This is a genomic window from Catenulispora sp. GP43, from assembly GCF_041260665.1.
Lineage (GTDB): Bacteria > Actinomycetota > Actinomycetes > Streptomycetales > Catenulisporaceae > Catenulispora.
This window is the reverse complement of the sequence record NZ_JBGCCT010000037.1, coordinates 87523-107681: the sequence shown is the minus strand read 5'-3', so window position 1 is coordinate 107681 and position 20159 is coordinate 87523. Positions and strand designations below refer to the sequence as shown.

Sequence of the window (20159 nt, the reverse complement as noted above, 5' to 3'; positions counted from 1 at the left end):
GGTAGGGCTCGGGAAGACGACCGCTGTGTGAAGCGTCGAAACAAAGAGATGGCATCGGAACCGGGGTGATGTTCTGCATTCCAGGATGAGTCTGGCGGGTGCGGCGTGACTGGCCAGGTGGTGTCCGGCGTAGAGGCGGCGTGAGCCCGGGCCGCGCCGTGGTCCGGATGGATGGCCGCAGATGGCGTGAGAGTACCGTCGCGCGGTGCGCCGGCGGACCGACTCGTAGTAGCGATGAAGGCCCTGTAACGGGGCTGGAGCCAAGGGGCCGGGTCGCTTGTGACTGGTTTCGTGTCGTCAACCGGGCCTAACAGCCCGGGAGGAGCGGGATGGACGAGTTGAAAGCCTCGGCCAAGCCGTTCGACATCTCCAAGCAGGAGGTGTGGGACGCCTGGGTGAAGGTGAGAGGGAACAAGGGCACGTCCGGCGTGGACGGGGTGTCGATCGAAGCGTTCGAGAAGGACCTGAAGAACAATCTGTATAAGGTCTGGAACCGGATGTCCTCGGGCACGTACTTCCCGCCGGACGTCAAGGCGGTGGCGATCCCCAAGCAGGCGGGAGGCACCAGAATTCTCGGTGTGCCCACTGTCGGTGATCGGGTCGCGCAAACGGTGGTGGCCGCGCACCTGAGTGAACGGGTGGAGCCTGTGTTCCATCCGGGCTCCTTTGGGTATCGGCCCGGCAAGTCGGCGCTGGATGCGGTCGCATCCTGTCGGCAGCGGTGTTGGAAGTACGACTGGGTGGTCGAGTTCGACATCCGGAGGTTCTTCGACACGGTGCCGTGGGACAAGGTCGTGGTGGCGGTCGAGGCGCGCACCGACTCCGGTTGGGTGGTGCTGTATGTCAAGCGGTGGCTGGCCGCTGGGCTGCGACTGCCCGATGGGTCCACATCTGAACGGGCAGAGGGCACGCCGCAGGGTTCGGCGGTGTCGCCTGTCTTGGCGAATCTGTTCTTGCACTACGCGTTCGACATGTGGATGTCTCGGGAGTTCCCGGGCTGTCCGTTCGAGCGCTATGCCGACGACGGAGTGATTCACTGCCGCACGTTGGCCGAGGCAAGGGCGGTCCTGGCCGCGTTGCGCGCCAGGATGGCCGAGGTCGGTCTGGAGTTGCATCCGGAAAAGACCAGGATCGTGTACTGCAAGGACGCCAACCGGCGGCAGGAGTTTCCCGTCACCGAGTTCACGTTTCTGGGGTTCACGTTCCGGCCCAGGGGAGCCAGGAGCAAGGACGGGAAGGTTTCGTCTCGTTCCTGCCCGCGATCAGCAAGGACGCCCTGAAGCGGCTGAGTATGACCGTCAGATCCTGGCGGTTGCACAAGCGCACCAATGAACGGACCGCCGACCTGGCCCGGATGATCAATCCGGTGATCCGGGGATGGCTGGCCTACTACGGGCGCTTCTACCACTCGGCCCTGTCCCGACTGCTCCACCGCATCAACACCTACCTGTTGCGGTGGATTCGGAAGAAGTATCGGATCGGGATGAAGGAAGCCGTGCGTCGCATGGCCTACGGCTACCGGATGAGCCCGAACGCCTTCGCTCACTGGACCTGGGCCGTCCCCACTGGCGCGAGGACCAGAGCGACAAGAACCGTATAAACCGAGAGGTTTACGTACGGATCTGTGGGAGCCCGAGGGCGAAACTCCCTCGGGCTACCCGACCCGATGTTCGGCAGGCGCGCCTCCTCGGCGGCGCTGAAGAACACGTACAGACTGCCGCCGACGAAGGCCGCCACGATGACCTGGCCGACCGTCAGCACGCCCAGACCCGCCGCGATCGGGATCGCCGCCATGTTCACGGCCCGCAGCGTGTCGCACAGGATCATCACCCGCTTGCGGTTCCAGCGGTCCACTAGCGCTCCGGCGACCAGGCCGAAGAACACGTAGGGCAGGGCGCGCGCGGCGGACACGGCACCGGCGTAGACCGGGGAGCCGGTCATCGCCAGCACCAGCAGCGGATACGCCAGCTGCGACACCCCGGTGCCCAGCTCGGACAGGGTCTGGCCGGTCCACACCAGACGGAAGTCGCGATGCCGCCACAGCGCGGGGCGCCTGGTGGCGGGCGCTTCCGGGGCGCTCGTGCTCAGTCCTTCGGCGGTCACCGGGCCTCCCCGTTCTCCCGGCCGGCGCGCGCGGCGAACCGCTCCCACACCGACTGCCGCGACAGCCCCAGCGCGCCGCCGATCACCGCCCACGACACCTCGCGGCCGCGCAGCTCGTCGACCAGCCCCCGCAGCCCCTCGTCGACCTGGTCCTGGACCCGGGCTATGCGCGGCAGGCGGGTCAGCAGCTCCTCGGTCGGCACCCGGGTCCAGTCCGGCAGCACCGGCCGGGAGACGCCGTCGTCCTGGCCGAGGATCTGCGTGCACAGCGCCACGCACTCGTCGCAGATGTAGATCCCGGGACCCGAGATGACCTTCCGGACCTCGGCGGCGGCCTTGCCGCAGAACGAGCAGTGGACCTGGCCGTCCAACTTCATCGGTTCTTCCATCGGACTCGCTGTCAGATACTTGATGTCAGGTTTACCCTGACACGGGCACTGTAACCGCCGCACCGGGCCCGGGCAAGCACCAGCACGGCCCGGCAGTTCTTGGTCTCGGCGGTTTCGCGCGGCACACTGACGCCATGGCCACGCCGATAGCCGTCACGATCGAGTACCCGCGGGTCGGTTTCCCCGAGCGCATCCACCACCTGGGCGACGACCTCGGAGTCGCGGTGCTTCCGCTGCTGGAGGACCCGTTCCCGGCCGCCCTGGACGCCGCCGGCTACGCCGCCGAACTGCTGCGCCGCGTGCCCGAGGACCGCGACGTGGTCCTGGTCGCCGCCCTGTGCCTGGGCTCCCCGATCGGCTACCACGTCGCGCGGTTCAGCGCGACAATTCCCGTTGCCGGGCTGGTGGCTGTCCCCGGCTGTGATGACGACATTTGCGTGATATAGGCACCGGTCGACGCGGCAAGGGTCTTGGGCATGATCTCGTCGATGAAGCGCCCCGTGTTCAGACCACGGCAACGGCTTTGACGGCCCGGTCAAGGATGCTCTGACCTGGCTGTCAAACGGAAGAGCATGGCACCATCCCGGTACGGTTCAATCACTACAACCGCGGACCCAGGCACCAAGGCGACGGGATGGAACTGCGGGCGCCAGGCGACGACTCGAATGTGATCGCCTTCCCGGCCCCAGCAGACCGAATCTGCCGCAAACAAGTCCTTGGCGGACTGATGAACGAGTACCACGTTGTGGCATGAACCGTCAGGTCAGACCCGGTGGTCGAGTTTCAGGAGTACTACAGGGTGTGTGCTCGTCGGCGCTTGCCGCGCGTTGCGCTACCGCTCCCGGTCCTTGCGTAGGTAGGCCCTGGCGACATGCGCGCGTTGAATATTCGTGGTGCCTTCCATGAACTCGAACGCTCTGACGTCGCGCATCCATTTCTCCAGCAGCGGGTATTCGAGGGCTGCCGCTGGGCCAAGGGCCGAGGCCGCCCAGCGCGAGGTGCGTACGGCAACGGACTGCGCGAGCATCTTGGCCGCCGACGAGGCCTGTGCGTTGTCAGGATCGCGGTCTGCCGTGGCTGCGGCCGCGTACACGAGTTGTCTACAGGACTCAAGGCGCATAGCGACCTCGACCGCGCCGGGGGCCGCGGGCCGCTCACCGACCACGAGTTCGTGGATGGCAAGGCCTGTGCCGACCGCGAGGGCGGCGACCACGGAACGCATCCGGTTGAACGTCCGCATTGCGCCCCATATCCCGCGGCGGGAGCCGGACAAGTGACGGCCCAGCAGTGCTTCCTCGGATACCGGTAGCCCGTCGAAGACGAGTTCGGCCACGCGCGCCCCGCGTAGCCCGACCATGTCCAACGGTCGGGCTGAGAACCCACCAGTTCCGCGGGTGCCCTGCGTCGTTCCCTTGTTGTCAAGCTCGATGAGCGCGGCGCGGATGGCGAGTGGACCTGGACCGGTTCGGGCGAAGACGACGCCGAACCGGGCGCGGGCGCCATTTCCGATATAACGTTTGACGCCGTTCAGGCGGTAGCCGAAGTTGGGATCCTTGACGAGGGCGGTCTGCATCCCGGTCGCGTCGTTGCCGTGCGCGGGTTCGGTCATGGCGAAGAACGACCAGGTGCGGCCGTCCGCCATGGCATCGTAGAAACGCACCTGTTGGGCCTCGTCCGCGAGCTGGTCGATGACCATTCCGGCGAGGGCGGGCCCCGGGCACGCCAGAACGAGGCCGGCGTCGCCGCGCGCGAGTTCGAGGAGAGAGACGACCACGGCGAGACAGGAGTGGTCGAAGTCGAGGAGCCCGGAGCGGGGTGTCCCACTGCGAAGGTGTCGAGGCGTCAATGTCTTGCGCAGCAGATCGTACGCGGGCAGGTCTAGTAGGTGCGAGATCTGCGCCGGATCGGCGTCGAGGGCCAGAGCTTGCGCACGCAGTTCTGGTGCGAGCTCGGCGGCGGAGCGGCGCAGTTCGTTGAGACGGCCGTCGAGGGTCAGCATGGCGCGGAGACTTCAGACCACGCGCCGGCGACGAGCTCGGAGACATATAACGCGCGTACCGGATGGTCCTCAAGATACCCGCTCGCGCCGAACAGCGCCGCGACCTGCCAGCCGAGCGCCGACAGCTGCTCATTGCACGGACCAACGATCGCGGCCGGATCGGTGAACGCCAGCGTGAGGGCTTCGCGGAGCAGCCCGGCCTCGGCGACGGTGTCCGCTATCGTCCCCATCACCAGCTGCTTGTCGATGAGCGACACGCCTCCTGCGGTCCGGTCCGACAGGAATACGATGGCGGCGTCAAGCATCGCGTACAGCACGCCGAGTCGCACGGCCGCCAGCGTCACCGCGCGTTCCGGGGGGAGCCCGGCGTGTGTCTGAGGGCATTGTCCGTGAAGGCGGACGAAGCGGATACCCTCGTGCTCAGCGAGTCGGTGGGGAATCAGCGTGAACGGTCCGTTCGGCGCTGGGACCGCGGTTTCAGTCAGCGCTACGTAGCAGCTCGGGGCGACAGTCACGGGGTCCAGGCCTTCGAGCGCGGCTTCTAGACCCGCGGCGAGCCCTCGTCCACGACCGATCGCGATCGCCGCGTCCACGTAGCCGGGTCGCGTCGCGGCCGGTACGGTCGTATCCATCGCCGTTCACCTCCAGTCCTCGACGCGGCGGGTGGCCACCGCCCTCACGCTGGTCCGTTCTGACCTGCCGGATTGTGCTGTGCGGAGCGGATCGCCGGGCTGACTGTGCCGACGACCGCCGTGGCGAGCATGACCACGGTGATCACGACGATGCTCCGCGACGGCCCGGCTGCCGCGAGTAGGTAGCCGCTGGCCGCGGCGGCCAGCGGGATCACCCCGCTGCTCACCGCCATCGCGGCACCGGAGACCCGGCCGCGCAACTCGTCGGGCACCTGCGTGATGAAGTATCCCTCCGCCACGACGTTCCAGATCGGGCCGAGAAACGAACAACCGGCGCCGATCAGGCCGAGTATCAGAGGGTTGCCGGTGAGCAGGAACAGTGGCAGCTGGGCGGCCCAGATCCAGTTCGTGACCACGATCACGGACTTCGGGCTCAGCCGGCGGTACAGACGCGGCGCGGCAATCGCGCCGATCATCCCGCCGGCGCTGTAGAGGCCGAACATCAAACCGACCTCCGCCGAAGTGGCACCGTGTCTTCGGACGAGCACGATCAGAATCAGCGTCAGGGCCTGGAAGACCATATTGCTCACCGCGATCAGCAGTATCGCGGTGCGGATCAAGGGCTGGCGCACAATCCAGGCCAGGCCTCGGCCGGTCTCGCGCCACAGCCCGGTCGGCGCGCTCGTGCGAGCCGGGCGCAGGTCTGCGCGCACCAGGCGCAGGCCGCCTGCCGCCAGGAGCGAAGAGACCGCGTCCACCAGAAACGGCAGGCCGCGGCCGTAACCGAACAACAGGCCGCCGATCGGCGGCCCGATCAGATTGGCGGCGCGCGACTTGGCCTCGTTCTGAGCGATCGCGTCGCCGAGTTTGCCTTGCGGTACCAGGGCGGGCAGCACCGCACGTTCCGCACTGCCGAAGAAGACGCCGCAGCAACGCTGGACGACGATCGCCCCGCCGAGTACCAGCAGGCTGGGATGTCCCAGCCACACGGCGATCGGGACGAGCAACAACGCGAGTCCAGTGAGCAGTTCGGACACGGCGAGCACGCGCAATCGGTTCCACCGGTCCGCCAGGGTGCCGGCGGGCAGCTGGATGATGAGCGCGGGCAGCGCCGTGACAGCGGTGACCAACCCGGCGTCCGCGGCCGAGCTGGTGGCGGCCAGGACGAAGAGCGGAACGGCCGTGGCACTGCCCGAGGTGCCGAGGGTCGAGACGATCTGGCCGCTCCACACCGCAAGGAAGTCACGGTTGCGCCACAGCGATTCGCTGCGCTTCGTATCACGGTCCTGCGTCGTTTTCGTCAACCCGGCACCAGCGATCCACCGTGGTCGGCGCGAGCCGAATCCCGAGGCATATCCCTCATCTCAGCCGAGGACGACGCCGTTGTCCGACCGGTGCGGCCGACTGCGACGGTGATCGAGGTGCACGAAGACGCGGTGCAGCCACCGGTCGGAGCCGTCGTACCGCGGGGTGAACGGCGCACGGCCGTGCACGGCGATCCGATTGTCTACGAATACCATGTCACCGGGGTCCAGCACGAGGTCGCGGCAGACGGCGAGCAACGCCTCACGCAGGTGGTCTAGCGCCAGCCCCGCCTGTCTGTCCAGAGCCCTTGTGGCATTGAAGTCCACACAGACATCAGGATCCTCCGGCGCCCCGGTCAACACCGGCCGCGGCTCAGAGCGGCCGACGGCCCGGAAGGACGGTGGGGCTTCAGTGACGAAACGGGCTTCCTGCAAGAGTCCGCGAGCCGTTGAGCTGAGCAGCGGCAACGCGCGTCGGATCGAGGCGACTCGGGTGCCGATCCGGTCCTCGTGGGCGGAACGCAGGCACAGAAGCCCCACGTAGTCCGGCCGGTGCGGGTGGAAGGCGTTCTCGGTGTGCAGTTCCAGCTCGACCGATCCGCCGTTGCTCTGCGAGCCGGCCAGTGAGTGGACCGGCACGACGTTCTGTACCAGGGACCCGCGCTTCTCATCGCGGTAGGCCACGACCGTACCGAGCTCGTTGCCGAGCAGCAGGGACAGCACGGCAGGCGTGGTCGAGTGCGGCTCGGCCGAGTCCGGCTCACGCGGCGTCGGCGGGAGCGCGGGCGCACCGAGCGGCAGCTTGGCCAGGAACGCGGTGCCCTCTGGCCCGGGATCGTGACGGAAGGCGCGGACCAGGGCGCCGATGCGCTGCGGAAGCGCACCGGCCGCGCGGCACTGCTCCTGCCAGCGCGGGTCGTCCACCGAGCCCGGAGCGATCCGGGACACCAGGGCGAGCAACTCGGCCCGTTCCACCGGATCGAGCTCGATCTCCACGGCATCCGTGGCGCACGCGCTGCTCGTCTCCGGCGCGGTGGAGGTCACGATGGCTGGCCTTCCTGTTGTCGGCAGCGGATTCGTCTGCTGATGCGGACAAAATTATTGGCGTGGCGCCGGGGCGATCTCCAGGCAGCCCACCGGCAATTCGGGCTGCAGAACTTGCCTGTCCACTGCCTGGCAGCGTGCCCGGCGAACCAGGAAGCTGGCAGCCAGGCTGCGGACCAGGGATGGGGATGGAGCAAGCCGTGCACACATCGAACCCGGACATCGACCGGGTCACTCCGCCCTCCGCGCTGACGTGCCGCGTCGTCGAGGACTTGGTGCGCGAGCTGTGGAGCTCGCAGCTCGGGTATCCGATCACGGACCCGTATATCGACTTCTACGACGCAGGCGGCGACTCAGTCTCACTGATCGAGATCGTCGCCGCGGCGCAGGATCGAGGCCTGCCGCTGCGAAGCTCCGCCGCCTTTGGGCTGCTGACCCCGGCGAGGGTGGCCGAACATCTGGTCCTGCCCCGGGACCCGTCCGAATGCGCGAGACTCGCCGCCCGACTACTTGCGTCCGCCAGCGCCGCCGAGGACGTCCTCAGCGAAGGTCCCACCGTGCAGCGAACGACAGCCGGCTATGCGAGCGCCTCGCCGTCGCGGGATCTCCTCTTCTTCGTGCATTCGGACCGTTATATGGAGGCCGAGTACGATGCCGTCGCTGATTGGACACCTGGCGGCTCAATCCACGACCTCAGGCTTCGCGCCGGTTCGGCCACGGTGGCCGAGCTCGCTGACCGGCTCCTGCCCGAGCTTCGCGCTCGGCGACCGCGCGGCCCATATCGGCTGGTCGGCTTCGACCTCGGCGCTCCCGTCGCCTACGAACTTGCCCGGCGGTTGCGCGAACTCCGAGCCGAGGTGGCACTGCTGGTGCTCATCGCCCCGCCCGAAGCACACGGCATCTCGCAGATCGAGTCGCCAGATGTGCAGCTGGGATTGGTGGCTGGACGCTTCGCGCTCACCGGGGACGAGAGCCCGGCCGAGGTCCACGCGAGGATGCGCGCGGCCGGGTGGCTCGACGACACCGTACTTCCCGAGGATCTGCCCCGGCTGCAGCGGCTCAGATCAACAATCGCCCCAGCCGCGTTCGGCTACACGTATCCGCCTTACGACGGGCCGGGACTCCTGGTCACAGGTTCGCGCGAACCGCACGCCGCCGAGCGGTCGTGGACTTGCGCGGGGCAGCCGCTCGAGGCCCATCACCTCGACTACGGACTCGAGTGCCCGCTGCCCGTGCTCCGAGACTCGCGCCTCGCCGAGACGATGAGGAAGGTGCTCGACACATGAGCTCCGCCCCGATTGCTACGAGCGCCGAACGTCATGGCGCCGCGCTGAGCCGGGCCGTGGCCCGGCTCAGGTCCGAACCGCGACCGCGCCTGCGGCTGATCTGTTTCCCGCACGTCGGTGCCGGCGCCGCAGTGTTCCGGACGTGGATCAGTCACCTTCCGCCCGAGGTCGATCTCTACGCGGTGCGCGCGCCTGGTCGGGAGAACCGCGTTACCGAGCCCTTGGCCACGAATGGCCATGTGCTGCTCGAAGCCCTCGCGCCGGATCTCGAGCCGCTGCTCGAGGTTCCTTTCGTGATCGTGGGTCACTGCTCCGGCAGTGTGCTCGCCTACGAATACGCTCGCATGCTCAGGGCAGTGGCCGGACCTGAGCCAGTCGAACTCGTGCTCAGCTCGGCTGAGGGTCCGAAGGTCCGCAAACTCGAAGACCCCCCGCTGCATCGGCTCGGGGGCGCGACCCTGCTCGAGCGGGTGGTCGCGTACGGCGGCATGGCGCCGCAGGTACTGGATGATCCGCAACTGATGTCCATGTACGAGCGCATTCTCCGTGCGGACTACCAGGCCGTGGAGACGCTCTCCTACTCGCCGGGACCGGCTCTTGAGATCCCCTTGACCGTCTTGGGCGGACGGCGCGACGAATTCGTTTCCCCCGAATCCATGGCCGCATGGTCCGCCGAGACCACGGGACGCTTCTCCTTGCGCCTTCTAGACGGCCCGCACTTCATCCTCGCCGAGGCGGGAGTCGAAATCGGGCTGATAGCCGAACGGCTCGTCGGCGGTGCGGTGTGAACGCGCCGGTGTTCGTGCTGCCCAGTGCGTGGCTGTGCGCGGCCGAAAATACGTCGGGGGGCGGCCGGATCGAGGTGCCCTGTGGAGACCTCTTGGCGAAGCTCGAAGCCTTTGATGAGCCGACGCCCGCCACACTCACCGAGGTGCTGCTCTGCGCGCACGTGAAGGTGTTGGCGATGCTGAGCGGAGAACCTGCCTTCACCACTAGCGTCCTGTGGCCGGGCGATGACCACCCCCGAACCGTCGTCGTGGCGCCGCGCTCTGCCGGCACTTGGCGAGAACTCGTCGACCACGTACGTCGATCGGTTCATGGCCGATCGCCCGATGGCCTCGTGCCCGACGGCGAAGTCCAGGTGTTGTTCAACGCATCGGGCGTGCCAACTGTTTGGCCGAGCGCCCTGAGCGTCGAGGCGAACGCGGACAGCCTGTTCGTGCGCTCCGATGCACGCCTCGGTGAGGGGGCTGTGGACCGGATCGCCGCACTGCACCGGAGCGTGCTCGAAGCGATGGCTGCTGGAGCCGACGGCGATGCGCGGAGCGCTGTCCTGCCTGCGGCCGAGCGCCATGCCGTGCTCGAAGACTGGGCACGCGGCCCCTCCGTCCCCCGCGGATCGGTCACAGTGCTCGAGCTCTTCCAACGTTCGGCGGCATCAGCGCCGCAGGCCACGGCGGTGCGCGCAGGCGGTCGAGTACTCACTTTTCGGGAGCTCGACGAACACTCCACGCGGATCGCGCGTCTCTTGATTCAGCGCGGTGTACGTCCCGACACGGCCGTCGGTGTGTGCCTGCGGCGGGGCCTGGACCTGCTGCCGGTACTGCTGGCCGTATGGAAGATCGGCGCACACTACCTTCCGCTTGACGTCGACATGCCACTGCAGCGGCTGCACCGGATGACCCTGGCGGCCGATTGCAAGCTGATCGTGTCCTCGTCAGAGCATCGTGCAGTGATCGCCGAGGGGCTCAGCGAGCCCGCCCTCGTCCTTATCGACGAAGCGGCGCCGGACATCGCTGCGCAACCCGAAACGCCGCTGCCAACCGTCCTCGCCTCGGCCGCGCTCGCTTATGTGATGTATACCTCCGGATCCACCGGAACTCCCAAGGGTGTCATGGTCCATCAAGGCGGGCTGGCGAACTATGTCTTGTGGACCGCGCAGGAGTACGCCGGCCGCGGAACCGGCGGTTCCCCGCACCTGACCTCGATCGGCTTCGACCTCGGTGTGCCCAGCCTGCTCACCCCGCTCATCGTCGGCCAGTGCGTCGACCTCCTGCCCGATCCGCTTGACCCAGCAGCCCTGGGCGCCCTGCTCGTCGAGGGTGGGCCGTACAGCTTCGTCAAGATCACCCCCGGCCATCTCAACCTGCTTGGTACAGAGCTCGAGCCAGCCCAGGCCCGCGACCTCGCCGGGCTGGTGATCGCCGCCGGCGACGCCTTCCCTGTCTCCCTCGCACACCGCTGGAGCAGGCTTGCCGGGCCTGGCGGGACGCGTGTGGCCACCGAGTACGGACCGACCGAGATCACCGTCGGCAATTCGGGCCGAGAGGTCACCGGGATACGCGGCGAAGGCCTGATCCCGCTCGGTGCGCCGATTCCGAACACGACCATGTACGTGCTTGATGATCTGCTCGAACCAGTACCGGTCGGCGTCGTGGGCGAGATCTACGTCGGCGGTGCGGGCGTAGCGCACGGCTACCTCGGTGCGCCCTCGCTCACCGCGGAGCGCTTCCCTCCGGACCCGTACGGACCCGCGGGCGCACGGCTCTACCGCACGGGGGACCGCGGCTGCTGGAGCGCCGATGGCGACCTTGATTTCCTCGGCCGCGTCGACCACCAGGTGAAGATCCGCGGCTACCGTGTCGAGCCGGGCGAGGTGCGCACGGTCCTGCAGCACCTGCCGGGCGTCGAGGAGAGCGTCGTACTCGCCCGGCCGTTGCCGCGAGGTGCACGGCTCGCGGCGTTCGTGGTGCCGACGGCGCAAAACCCGCCCGATCCTGCGCAGCTGCGTGCTGAGCTTGCCGCGCAGCTGCCCGAACACATGCTTCCCGAGGCGGTCCACCTCGTGGCGTGTATCCCCTTGACGGCGAACGGGAAGGTCGACGCCGAGGCCCTGTTGTCCGGGCTCTCCGCCGGCGCCTCGCCCGGCTCCTCACTTCCCACGGCGAATTCAGGAAAGCAGGTACCGGTGACCCGAGCCGACGTGGAGACCTACCGAGTCGTGGTGAACGACGAGGGCCAGTACTCGATCTGGGACGTGCCCCGGCAACCGCCTGCCGGTTGGCGTCCGACCGGCTTCGAGGGTCCGAAGGACCTGTGCCTGCGGCACATTGCCGAGGTGTGGACCGATATCCGGCCGCTGAGCGCACGGAGCCGCGCGGCAGCAGATCCTGCAGGGAGCAGCCGATGACGTCGTTGCTGCCGGAGCTCATCTTGTCCCAGGCGCGGCGCACGCCGCAGGCGTCGGCCGTCGTCTCCGCAGCCGGCGAGGTCACCTACCGCGAGCTGGTCCCCTCTGCGCTGCGCGTCTGCGCGTCGCTGTCGGACCTCGGCGTGCGGCGGGAGTCCGCCGTCGCTTTGTCCGTAGCGCAGGGCCCTGACATGGTCGCCGCGCTGCTCGGCGTCTGGCTGGCAGGAGGCTACTACGTTCCGCTCGAGCTCGAGGCGCCCCCGGCTAGACGTCGCCAGGTCGTTGAGGCATCCGGGGTTCAGATCGTTGTCATCGACGAAGGTGCGGCGCTCAAGGCGAGCGGGCTCAGGGAGTCGGCGGCGGTGCACTCGGTCGCCGAGCTCACGGCCGCGGGCGAGGAGCGCGAACCGCGGCGCCAGGCGGCGAGTCGGCAGGCCGCTTACATGATCTTCACCTCCGGGTCCACGGGTGCACCCAAAGGTGTCGTGGTCGAGCACGAGGGCATCGCGAACCGGGTGCTGTGGGGGATACGGGCCCTGAGACTCACCGACCGTGACCGAGTGCTCCAGAAGACTCCGCTGACCTTCGACGCCGCAGGCTGGGAGGTACTGGCTCCGCTCGTCTACGGAGGGGCGGTGGCCTTCGGCCGGCCGGGTGCCGGGCGCGATCCCGGCGAACTGGTCGCCTCGATTCGGGAACGTGGTGCCACGGTGCTTCAGGTCGTGCCGAGCATGCTCCGACTACTCGCGGCCGAGCCCGGCTTCTCCGAGTGCACGAGCCTTCGGCTGATCTGCTCGGCCGGGGAGCCCTTGCACGCTGAGCTGTGCCGCCGGGTTCTCGCTCGAATCGAAGTGGAGCTGTGGAACACCTACGGCCCGACTGAGTGCTCGATCGACACACTGGCAGGCCGAGTCGATCCGGTGCAGAGTACCGGCCCGGTCCCGATAGGCCGGCCGATCGACAACGCCAGAGTGCTGCTGATGCCGACCGACCAGAGCCCGGAGTTCGATCTGCGGGAGATGTACCTGTGCGGGCCCGGTGTCGGCCGGGGCTACCAAAGCGAGCCAGCACTGACCGCGGAACGCTTCCTACCCGACCCCGGCGGACCTCCCGGCTCGCGCATGTACCGCTCCGGCGATCTCGTGCGCGAGCTACCGGACGGCACGATCGAGTTCGTCGGCCGCGCCGACGACCAGGTGAAGATCAACGGGATCCGGATCGAGCCCGGCGAGATCGAGGCGGTCCTGGAAGCGCACCCGGCCGTGCGCGAGGCAGCCGTGCGCGCGCTGGACGGCCCGGACGGCGCCCGGCGCCTGGCGGCTTGGGTCGTTACCTCCGACCTGACCCCGACCAGCGAACTGACCGCATTCCTGCACGAGCGGCTGCCCTCCTCGTACGTGCCAGCCGTCATCAGCGAACTGGACGCGCTGCCGCGCATGCCCAACGGCAAGACGGACCGCGCGCGACTGCCCGAGCCCGACTTCTCGCGTCCCATGCCCGGCAGCGAAGCGCTCACGAGCGAGCAGCGCATCGTCCTTGAGGCCTGGCGCGGTGTCCTCGGTCCGCAGGAGATGGGCTTGGACGACGACTTCTTCCACCTCGGTGGTCACTCCCTCCAGCTTTTCCGGCTCGCCGCGCAGCTCACGGAGACGTCCGGACTGACCATCGAACCGCGCGACCTGCATCGCCGGCCGACCGTGCGCGATCAGGCGCTGATCCTTCGCAAGGCGTCCGAGGCGGTGCCGATCGCGCCGCTGGCGCCGGACGCGCGGCTGCCCCTGTCCTCGACCCAGGAACGGTTCTGGGTCCTCGATCGGACGAACCCCCGTAGCCGCGAATACCTGCTTCCGATCCTGATCTGGCTGCCCGCCTCGGTGCCCGCAGACCTTGTCGAGGGCGCGATGACGCGGTTGATCGAGCGCCACGAGATCCTGCGCACCGGCTTCGGCATGGACGATTCCGGGCTGTTTGCGAACGTCCGGACCGTGGACCAACTCGGCTGGAGTCTACAGCGCGTCGAGCGCGTGCCGGAGGAGGCGGCTGGGACCCTGGCAGAGCTCTTTGACGAGGGTTTCGACCTGTCCTCAGCCCCACTGCTGCGCGCCGTGCTGATCGGGCACGGCGCCGGCGAACAACTCCTCGCCATCGCCTGTCACCACATCATCTGCGACGGATGGTCCTCAAGGCTGCTCGATGAGGAACTTCGAGAGCTGATCGCAGCCGGTCAGGAGCAACGGCCCGCGGTCCTTCCGCAGATCCCGGTCCGCTTCGTCGAGGCCGCCGTGGACCAGCGGGCCCGGTTGACCGGCAAGCGGACGGCCGAGCAGTTGGAGTTCTGGCGGGCCGCTCTGCCAAAGCTGCCTGCGCTCGCACTACCCGGCCGCCGTGAGCCCTCAGGGTCGCGCTCAGCCGACGGTGGCAGCGTTCTTGTGAAGATTCCGGCTCACTGCGCAGACGCGCTCTGCGCGCTGGGCCGACGTCGAGCCGCGAGCCCGAACTCTGTCTTCCTTGCCCTGTGGGCGACCGCGCTGGCACGCGCTGCGGGGCAGTGGGACTTCGCGGTGGCCGTACCGCATGCCGGCAGGGACAGGCCCGAGGTCGACCGCGTCGTCGGACCCTTCGTGAACACGATCCTCCTGCGTCCTAGGCTGTCCTCGGGTCTGAGCTTCCGAGAGGCGCTCGAGCGGGTCGAATACACGGCACGTGAGGCCTTCGCACGCTCCGAACTACCGTTCGAGGCGGTCATGGACGCAGTTGCCCGTGACCGGGAACGGCCGCGTGACTCCCTGTTCCAGACCCTGTTCACCCTAATAGACGACGGCGCCGGGCAGATCCCGCGTGCCCGCGACCTCGAACTGCTCGGACAAGCGGTGCACACGGCGAGAACCGATCTCGCGCTCACGGTGTGGCCGTGCCACGACGGGGACTACGGAGGCTTCATCGAGTACTCCACAGACCTCTACGACCGCACCGTCGCGAGCGCGCTGGCCGAACAGCTACACGAACTCGCGGAGCGATTCGCGGCCAACCCCGCACTGAAGATCGGCGCGGCGGAGCCAGACACTGAGAACGGTCAGCTCGAGGCATCGATCGCCGATGCCATGGGCGAACTGTTGGAGAACACGACGATCGGTCTCGACGAGGACTTCATGGCCTGCGGCGGCACCTCGCTACTCGCGGCCAGGCTGCTGTGGCGGGTGCAGAACGACCACGGCGTGGAGGTCTCGATGCGTGTGTTCTTCGACGCGCCGACCGCACGAGACCTGGCCCGCGAGGTCGCACGGCTTCGCACCGAGCTGACGGGGAGCACCGCATGAACTCCACGGCGAACGGTCTCGCCATGGCTCCGACGGGCGGGTCGCATACGGCGGCCACGCTGCCGTTGTCCTCCAGCCAAGAGCAGATGTGGCTCCTTAACCAGGTCGCGCCGACCAGCCAGGCCTATCTCATGACCTGGACCCATCGACTCACCGGGCCGCTCGACGCCGAGGTGCTGCGCCGGGCTTTCGACGGGCTTGCCCGGCGGCACGAGGTGCTGCGTACCCGCTACCGGCACGACGGATTCCAGCCCCAGCAGATCATCGACGAGCCTGGCCCGATCGAATTCCGGCTGATCCCGCTCGATGAGGAGCCGGCCGAAGGGCGCGCGCAGCGCGCGCTGCAGATCGCTGCCTGGGAACGCAGCCGGCCCTTCGACCTGGTCGAGCACTGGCCGATCCGAGTCAGCCTCATCGGCGAGGCTCCCGACAGCCACTTGCTGGTCATCAACATCCACCACATCGCCTGCGACGATGTGGCCTTCCGGATCATCGCCGCAGAGCTCGAAACGCTCTACGCCGCCGAGCTCGCCGCGCATCCGGCCAGGCTCGCCACACCGCGCAGGCAATATGCCGAATACGCACTGTGGGAACACGAACGTGGCGCAAGCGGGGCGCTGCAGCGACACCTGGAATATTGGCGCACTGCGCTGAGCGGCACGCAGGAGCTCGTCCTGCCGGTGCGCGCCGCCGCCGGCGCCCCGCGCACCGGCGACGTGGTCGAATTCGAGATCCGACCGGAGACCTCCGCCGCGGTGCACGCCTTGGCCACAGCGCACCGCGCCTCGCCGTTCATGGTGCTCCTCGCCGCCTACCACGTGTGGCTCTCCCGCCTCTCTGGCAGCGAGGATGTGACAGTGGGCTTCCCAGTCACCCACCGCACCCCTGATCTCGACGACCTGCTGGGCAACCTGGTCAACACCGCGGTCTCGAGGACGACGCACGCGTCCGGCGACAGCTTCGTTGACATCCTCAGCCAGGTGAGAGGTCGAATCCTGGACGCGATGGACCATCGCTTCGTACCGTTCGCGCGCGTCGTGGAGGATCTCAATCCCACCCGGGGAGGCGGCGACAATCCTCTGTTCCGCGTCGCGTTCGACATGGAGAGGGTGGACGAGGCAGCCGGGATCCGGCTGGCGGGCTTGCAGGCCGACAGGATCGGAACCTTCGTCGCGCCTGAGGCGAAGTTCGACCTCACACTGCACGTGTCCGAGGACGCTGGTCGGCGCCTGTCAGCCCACCTCGAGTACGCCAGCTCGTTGATCGATGAGGAGACGGCGCGCTCCTGGGCGGTGGAAGCGGCAGCGTTGCTGGAAACCCTGGTCTCCGACTCCTCTTCGCCGATCCCCTCCGTGCCGGCGTCGAGCCCGGTCCCGGGGTCCGGTGTCCTACCTGCTACGGCGGACCGGGAGGCGACGCCCGATTGCGAGGCCTCGGCATCGCTCATCGCGGTCGTGCTCGGAAGCTGGAAGGAAGTCCTCGAGAACCCGGCAATCGGTGCGTACGACAACTTCTTCGATGTGGGCGGCGACTCGTTGCGGGCCGTGGCGCTGGCCGGCCGGCTGCGCGCCGCTGGCTATGAGGTCTCGGCCGCGGACATCTTCGCCCATCAGACTGTCGCCGACCTTGCGAGGCTGTGCGCCGATCGGCAGGAGAAGGCGGCTCCGGCGGGGGCGTTGCCGCGACGTGCCCTCGTGGCTCCGTTCGAGCTGCTCGAACCGGCGGACCGCGCCGCGTTGCCCGCCGACGCGGTCGATGCTTACCCGCTGGCAGCCATGCAGCTCGGCATGATCATCGAGCTGCGCAACCGTCCCGGCATTCTGGCGTATCAGGACTCGACTTCCTATCTGATCCGGGACGAAGCCGGACTCGACGCCCAGATCCTCCAGAAGGCTGCGCAACTCGTCGTGGACCGGCACGAGATCCTACGGACCAGTTTCGACCTGACCGGCTACTCCGTTCCGCTTCAGGTCGTCCACCGCGCCGCGCCGATCACCGTCGAGCTGACCGAGCACGGCACCCTCGGCGCGGACGGCTGGCGTCCGCGGCTGGTGGAGCACGCCGCTCTGGAGCGGAGTACCGCGATCGACATGGCGCGGCCGCCGCTCATTCGCTTACACGCGCACACGGCTGTGAATACCCGCGACTGGTGCATCACGCTTACCGAGTTCCATCCCATCCTCGAGGGTTGGAGCTTCCACACGATGCTGATGGAGATTCTCGGCGGGTACCGCGCACTGCGCACGGGCGAGACTCCCGTCGAGCCGGAGCCGATCGCGTTCCGGTACGCGGACTACGTCGCCGCGGAGGCCGCAGCGCGCGAGTCGGACGAGCATCGCGACTTTTGGTGCTCGATGATCCAGGGCCGCGACGTCGTCGCGGTACCGGTTGCCTGGCAGGACGAGCGCGCGCGGCCGCGCGACCGCTACCAGTGCCTGGTGGACTACAAGGACCTCGAGGGCGACCTGCGGCGGCTGGCCGCCGAGACCCGGACCTCGCTCAAGGCGGTGCTCCTGGCCGCGCACATGAAGGTCATGTCCATGCTCGCGGGCACCGAGGAGTTCTACAGCGGGCTCGTGTGCGACGCGCGCCCGGAGGTCGCCGGCGCCGAACGGGTCCTCGGCATGTATCTCAATACCCTGCCTTTTGCGATGCCGACGGGCACGCACAGTTGGGGCGGGCTTGTCCGGGCCGTGTACGACCGTCTGACCGAGCTCTGGCCGCACCGGGCATACCCGATGCAGCTGATCCAGCAGGAGCACGGTCACGGCGGACGGCTCTTCGAGGTCTTCTACAACTATCTCGACTTCCACCAAGTCGACTGGGATCTGGTCGACGAGGAGGCGACGCTCAACGACAACGAGAACGAGTTCGCCCTGCATGTGTTCAGCTTCATAGGGTTCCTGAAATTCAACACCACGAACCACCGGCTCAGCCGTACAGCCGCCGCCCGGCTCGCCGCGCTCTACCGCACCGTGCTGGAGGAGATGGCGCTCGGCCCCGAAGGTGCCGCCGACCGTCCCGTTCTCCCCTCTCCGGAGCGCGTCGCGCTGCGTGCCCTCGATCGCTCCGGCGAAATGCCGGACGAACCACAGCCGGCCTTAGCGGCGCTCGCTCAGCGCGCCCGGCTGCATCCGGACAAGGTCGCAGTCCACTGCGGCTCCGAGACCCTCACCTACGCGCAACTCGTCGATGCGATCGACAAGAACTCCGTCGCTGTCCCCTCAAACGCACGAAACGGCGCCGCAGTGGTCGAAGCCATTCAAGCCTTGAGACACGGGGATGCACAGCACTCAGGACTGTCTCGCGCGGTCTACCGGCTGCACGCCGCACTTACCTCACGTGGCACGGCAACTGGCGTCGACTCCACATGGCTGTGCAGCTCCCCACTAGACAGTATGCGTGGCCTGATCGAGCTGCTGACACCGCTGACGGCGGGTGGTTCGGTCGTCGTGACCGCCGCTGGGTTGCCCGATTCCATACCCGAGATCGGGACCTTGCTGGCAACGGAGATGCTGACGCATGCCCAGCTCAGCCCGTTGGTCGCCGAGCAGACGCTTGATACGGTCTGCACATCGACGGTGACGGTAATCGATCCCGTATATGTGGAGGACGCCACCGGCCCTGTCGCCCTGGACGGCGTCCCTTTGCCGGGCTTGCGCCTCCAGGTCCAGGACGACCGCGGATACGCACTGCCCCTCGGGGTGGTGGGGGAACTATCCGTCGACGGAACAGCGCCTGCCGGTCTGCCCGCGCGACTCACCCTGGACGGTCGGCTCGAGCTGGCCGGATCACCCCGAGTCCATCGCACCGAGGAACTGCTTGCCGCCGAACCGGCGGTCCGCGATGCCCGAGTGATCGAAGCGCCGGACGCTGCGGGGGACAGGGCGCGAGTCCTGGGCTTCATCCGCCTCGAGACCGGCGCGGTGCTCGACCCGGAAACGGTGAACAGAGCACTGGCGGAGCGTCGGCTACCACGGTCGTTCGTTCCGGACGAACTGATCGTCGTGGAGGAATGGCCGCTTACCGATACCGGATCGGTCGATCTCACCCGGCTGCGGGAAACCGCCGAACGCCCGCGCTGTGGGTCGGCTCTCATGCCGCCCTGGGACGAACGCTTCGAGAAGGCTCTGCGCGACGGCCTCGAGGCTCTGGGCGAACGACCACTCGACCCGGACCGGCCACTCGCCGATCTCGGCTTGAACTCGATGGCAACGGTGAGCGTCATCGTCGCGCTCGAGGAGGTCTACGGCCTCCTCATCCCGGACGACTTCCAGATAGTCGACATGCTCCGCACGCCCCGCGGACTGTGGGAACAGATCCGGGAACTGTGCGCGGCCCAAGGCATCGACGTCGAAGCCTGAGTCCACCGGAGCCGAAGAATGATCCGCATGATCGAATCCCACGCGCTACGCCGAGCCTTCGCTGCCTATCCGACCGGCGTGACGGTGCTGGCGGCGCTGGACGAGACCGAGCCGGTTGGTATGGCGGTGAACTCCTTTGTCTCCGTCTCCCTGAAGCCGCCGCTGATCTCCGTGTGCATCGCGCACACCTCGACCACTTGGCCGAGAATCCGGCGCGCCACGCAGCTAGGAGTCAGTGTACTGAGCGCGTCGCAGGAGTCTGTGGGCCGCCGCTTCTCCCAGCGGGACGTGGACCGGTTCGCCGACGTGGCCTGGTACGCGACGCCACACGGCGGAGTGCTGGTGCACGGCGCCAGTGCCTGGTTCGAGTGCTCGCTGGAGCGCACGATCGAGGCTGGAGACCACGACATCGGCCTGTTGCGCCTCGAGCGTGTCGGGCTCGAACCGGCCGCATCGGCGCTGGTCTTCCACGGCGGCCGCTACCGCGGCCTCTACCCGGAGGGTCCAGGATCGGCCGCGGGCGCGTAGCCG

At 68.1% G+C, this 20159-nt stretch carries 13 protein-coding genes and 1 pseudogene; 8 read left to right on the top strand and 6 right to left on the bottom strand.

Going from position 1 to position 20159, the window contains the following annotated elements; all coding sequences use genetic code 11:
• Positions 1–329 precede the first annotated feature (329 nt).
• A pseudogene (gene ltrA, locus ABH926_RS45865) lies at positions 330–1600 on the top strand (group II intron reverse transcriptase/maturase).
• Here ltrA and ABH926_RS45860 read toward each other — a convergent pair.
• Positions 1543–2103 (bottom strand): MFS transporter, encoded by a 561-nt coding sequence (locus ABH926_RS45860; RefSeq protein ID WP_370373394.1) that lies wholly within the window; start codon positions 2101–2103, stop codon positions 1543–1545. The pseudogene ltrA and the gene ABH926_RS45860 overlap by 58 nt on opposite strands.
• Complete coding sequence (locus ABH926_RS45855) at positions 2100–2480, bottom strand: ClpX C4-type zinc finger protein (RefSeq protein WP_370373392.1); 381 nt, start codon at positions 2478–2480, stop codon at positions 2100–2102. Before ABH926_RS45855 ends, ABH926_RS45860 begins: the two co-directional genes overlap by 4 nt.
• A gap of 146 nt (positions 2481–2626) precedes the next feature.
• Between ABH926_RS45855 and ABH926_RS45850 the strand changes: the two genes are divergently transcribed.
• On the top strand, positions 2627–2938 hold the full coding sequence (locus ABH926_RS45850; RefSeq protein WP_370373390.1) for a hypothetical protein: 312 nt from the start codon (positions 2627–2629) through the stop codon (positions 2936–2938).
• A 386-nt stretch (positions 2939–3324) separates the two neighbouring features.
• On the opposite strand, the gene ABH926_RS45845 is transcribed toward ABH926_RS45850, so the two are convergent.
• The 4 genes from ABH926_RS45845 to ABH926_RS45830 are packed head-to-tail and all read right to left on the bottom strand — an operon-like array spanning position 3325 to position 7471.
• Complete coding sequence (locus tag ABH926_RS45845; RefSeq protein ID WP_370373389.1) at positions 3325–4491, bottom strand: acyl-CoA dehydrogenase family protein; 1167 nt, start codon at positions 4489–4491, stop codon at positions 3325–3327.
• The gene (locus ABH926_RS45840) at positions 4485–5123 is read right to left on the bottom strand and encodes an acyl-CoA dehydrogenase (protein ID WP_370373387.1); all 639 of its coding nucleotides are present in this window, start codon (positions 5121–5123) and stop codon (positions 4485–4487) included. The genes ABH926_RS45845 and ABH926_RS45840 overlap by 7 nt, the downstream gene beginning before the upstream one ends.
• A gap of 44 nt (positions 5124–5167) precedes the next feature.
• A complete protein-coding gene (locus ABH926_RS45835; protein WP_370373385.1) occupies positions 5168–6427 on the bottom strand; it encodes an MFS transporter in 1260 nt (419 codons plus the stop codon).
• A gap of 60 nt (positions 6428–6487) precedes the next feature.
• A complete protein-coding gene (locus ABH926_RS45830; protein ID WP_370373383.1) occupies positions 6488–7471 on the bottom strand; it encodes a TauD/TfdA family dioxygenase in 984 nt (327 codons plus the stop codon).
• Between the two features lie 188 nt (positions 7472–7659).
• On the opposite strand from ABH926_RS45830, the gene ABH926_RS45825 reads away from it, so the two are divergent.
• The 6 genes from ABH926_RS45825 to ABH926_RS45800 all read left to right on the top strand — a co-directional run bounded on the left by ABH926_RS45825 (position 7660) and on the right by ABH926_RS45800 (position 20156).
• Positions 7660–8757: a thioesterase domain-containing protein gene (locus tag ABH926_RS45825; RefSeq protein WP_370373382.1), complete on the top strand. Its 1098-nt coding sequence runs from the start codon at positions 7660–7662 to the stop codon at positions 8755–8757.
• A complete protein-coding gene (locus ABH926_RS45820) occupies positions 8754–9545 on the top strand; it encodes a thioesterase II family protein (protein WP_370373381.1) in 792 nt (263 codons plus the stop codon). The genes ABH926_RS45825 and ABH926_RS45820 overlap by 4 nt, the downstream gene beginning before the upstream one ends.
• A gap of 92 nt (positions 9546–9637) precedes the next feature.
• Entirely contained in the window at positions 9638–11947 is a 2310-nt protein-coding gene (locus tag ABH926_RS45815; protein ID WP_370373379.1) for an amino acid adenylation domain-containing protein, read from the top strand.
• A complete protein-coding gene (locus tag ABH926_RS45810) occupies positions 11944–15264 on the top strand; it encodes an amino acid adenylation domain-containing protein (protein WP_370373377.1) in 3321 nt (1106 codons plus the stop codon). The genes ABH926_RS45815 and ABH926_RS45810 overlap by 4 nt, the downstream gene beginning before the upstream one ends.
• The gene (locus ABH926_RS45805; RefSeq protein WP_370373376.1) at positions 15261–19628 is read left to right on the top strand and encodes a condensation domain-containing protein; all 4368 of its coding nucleotides are present in this window, start codon (positions 15261–15263) and stop codon (positions 19626–19628) included. Before ABH926_RS45810 ends, ABH926_RS45805 begins: the two co-directional genes overlap by 4 nt.
• A 27-nt stretch (positions 19629–19655) precedes the next feature.
• Positions 19656–20156, top strand: coding sequence for a flavin reductase family protein (locus tag ABH926_RS45800; protein WP_370373374.1), 501 nt, complete (start codon positions 19656–19658; stop codon positions 20154–20156).
• Positions 20157–20159: the final 3 nt, after the last annotated feature.

Coding starts and splice junctions, on each gene's coding strand:
- ABH926_RS45820 (WP_370373381.1), top strand. CDS start 8,754: ATGAGCTCCGCCCCGATTGCTACGAGCGCCGAACGTCATGGCGCCGCG.
- ABH926_RS45855 (WP_370373392.1), bottom strand. CDS start 2,480: ATGAAGTTGGACGGCCAGGTCCACTGCTCGTTCTGCGGCAAGGCCGCC.
- ABH926_RS45810 (WP_370373377.1), top strand. CDS start 11,944: ATGACGTCGTTGCTGCCGGAGCTCATCTTGTCCCAGGCGCGGCGCACG.
- ABH926_RS45825 (WP_370373382.1), top strand. CDS start 7,660: ATGGAGCAAGCCGTGCACACATCGAACCCGGACATCGACCGGGTCACT.
- ABH926_RS45840 (WP_370373387.1), bottom strand. CDS start 5,123: ATGGATACGACCGTACCGGCCGCGACGCGACCCGGCTACGTGGACGCG.
- ABH926_RS45800 (WP_370373374.1), top strand. CDS start 19,656: ATGATCGAATCCCACGCGCTACGCCGAGCCTTCGCTGCCTATCCGACC.
- ABH926_RS45845 (WP_370373389.1), bottom strand. CDS start 4,491: ATGCTGACCCTCGACGGCCGTCTCAACGAACTGCGCCGCTCCGCCGCC.
- ABH926_RS45805 (WP_370373376.1), top strand. CDS start 15,261: ATGAACTCCACGGCGAACGGTCTCGCCATGGCTCCGACGGGCGGGTCG.
- ABH926_RS45850 (WP_370373390.1), top strand. CDS start 2,627: ATGGCCACGCCGATAGCCGTCACGATCGAGTACCCGCGGGTCGGTTTC.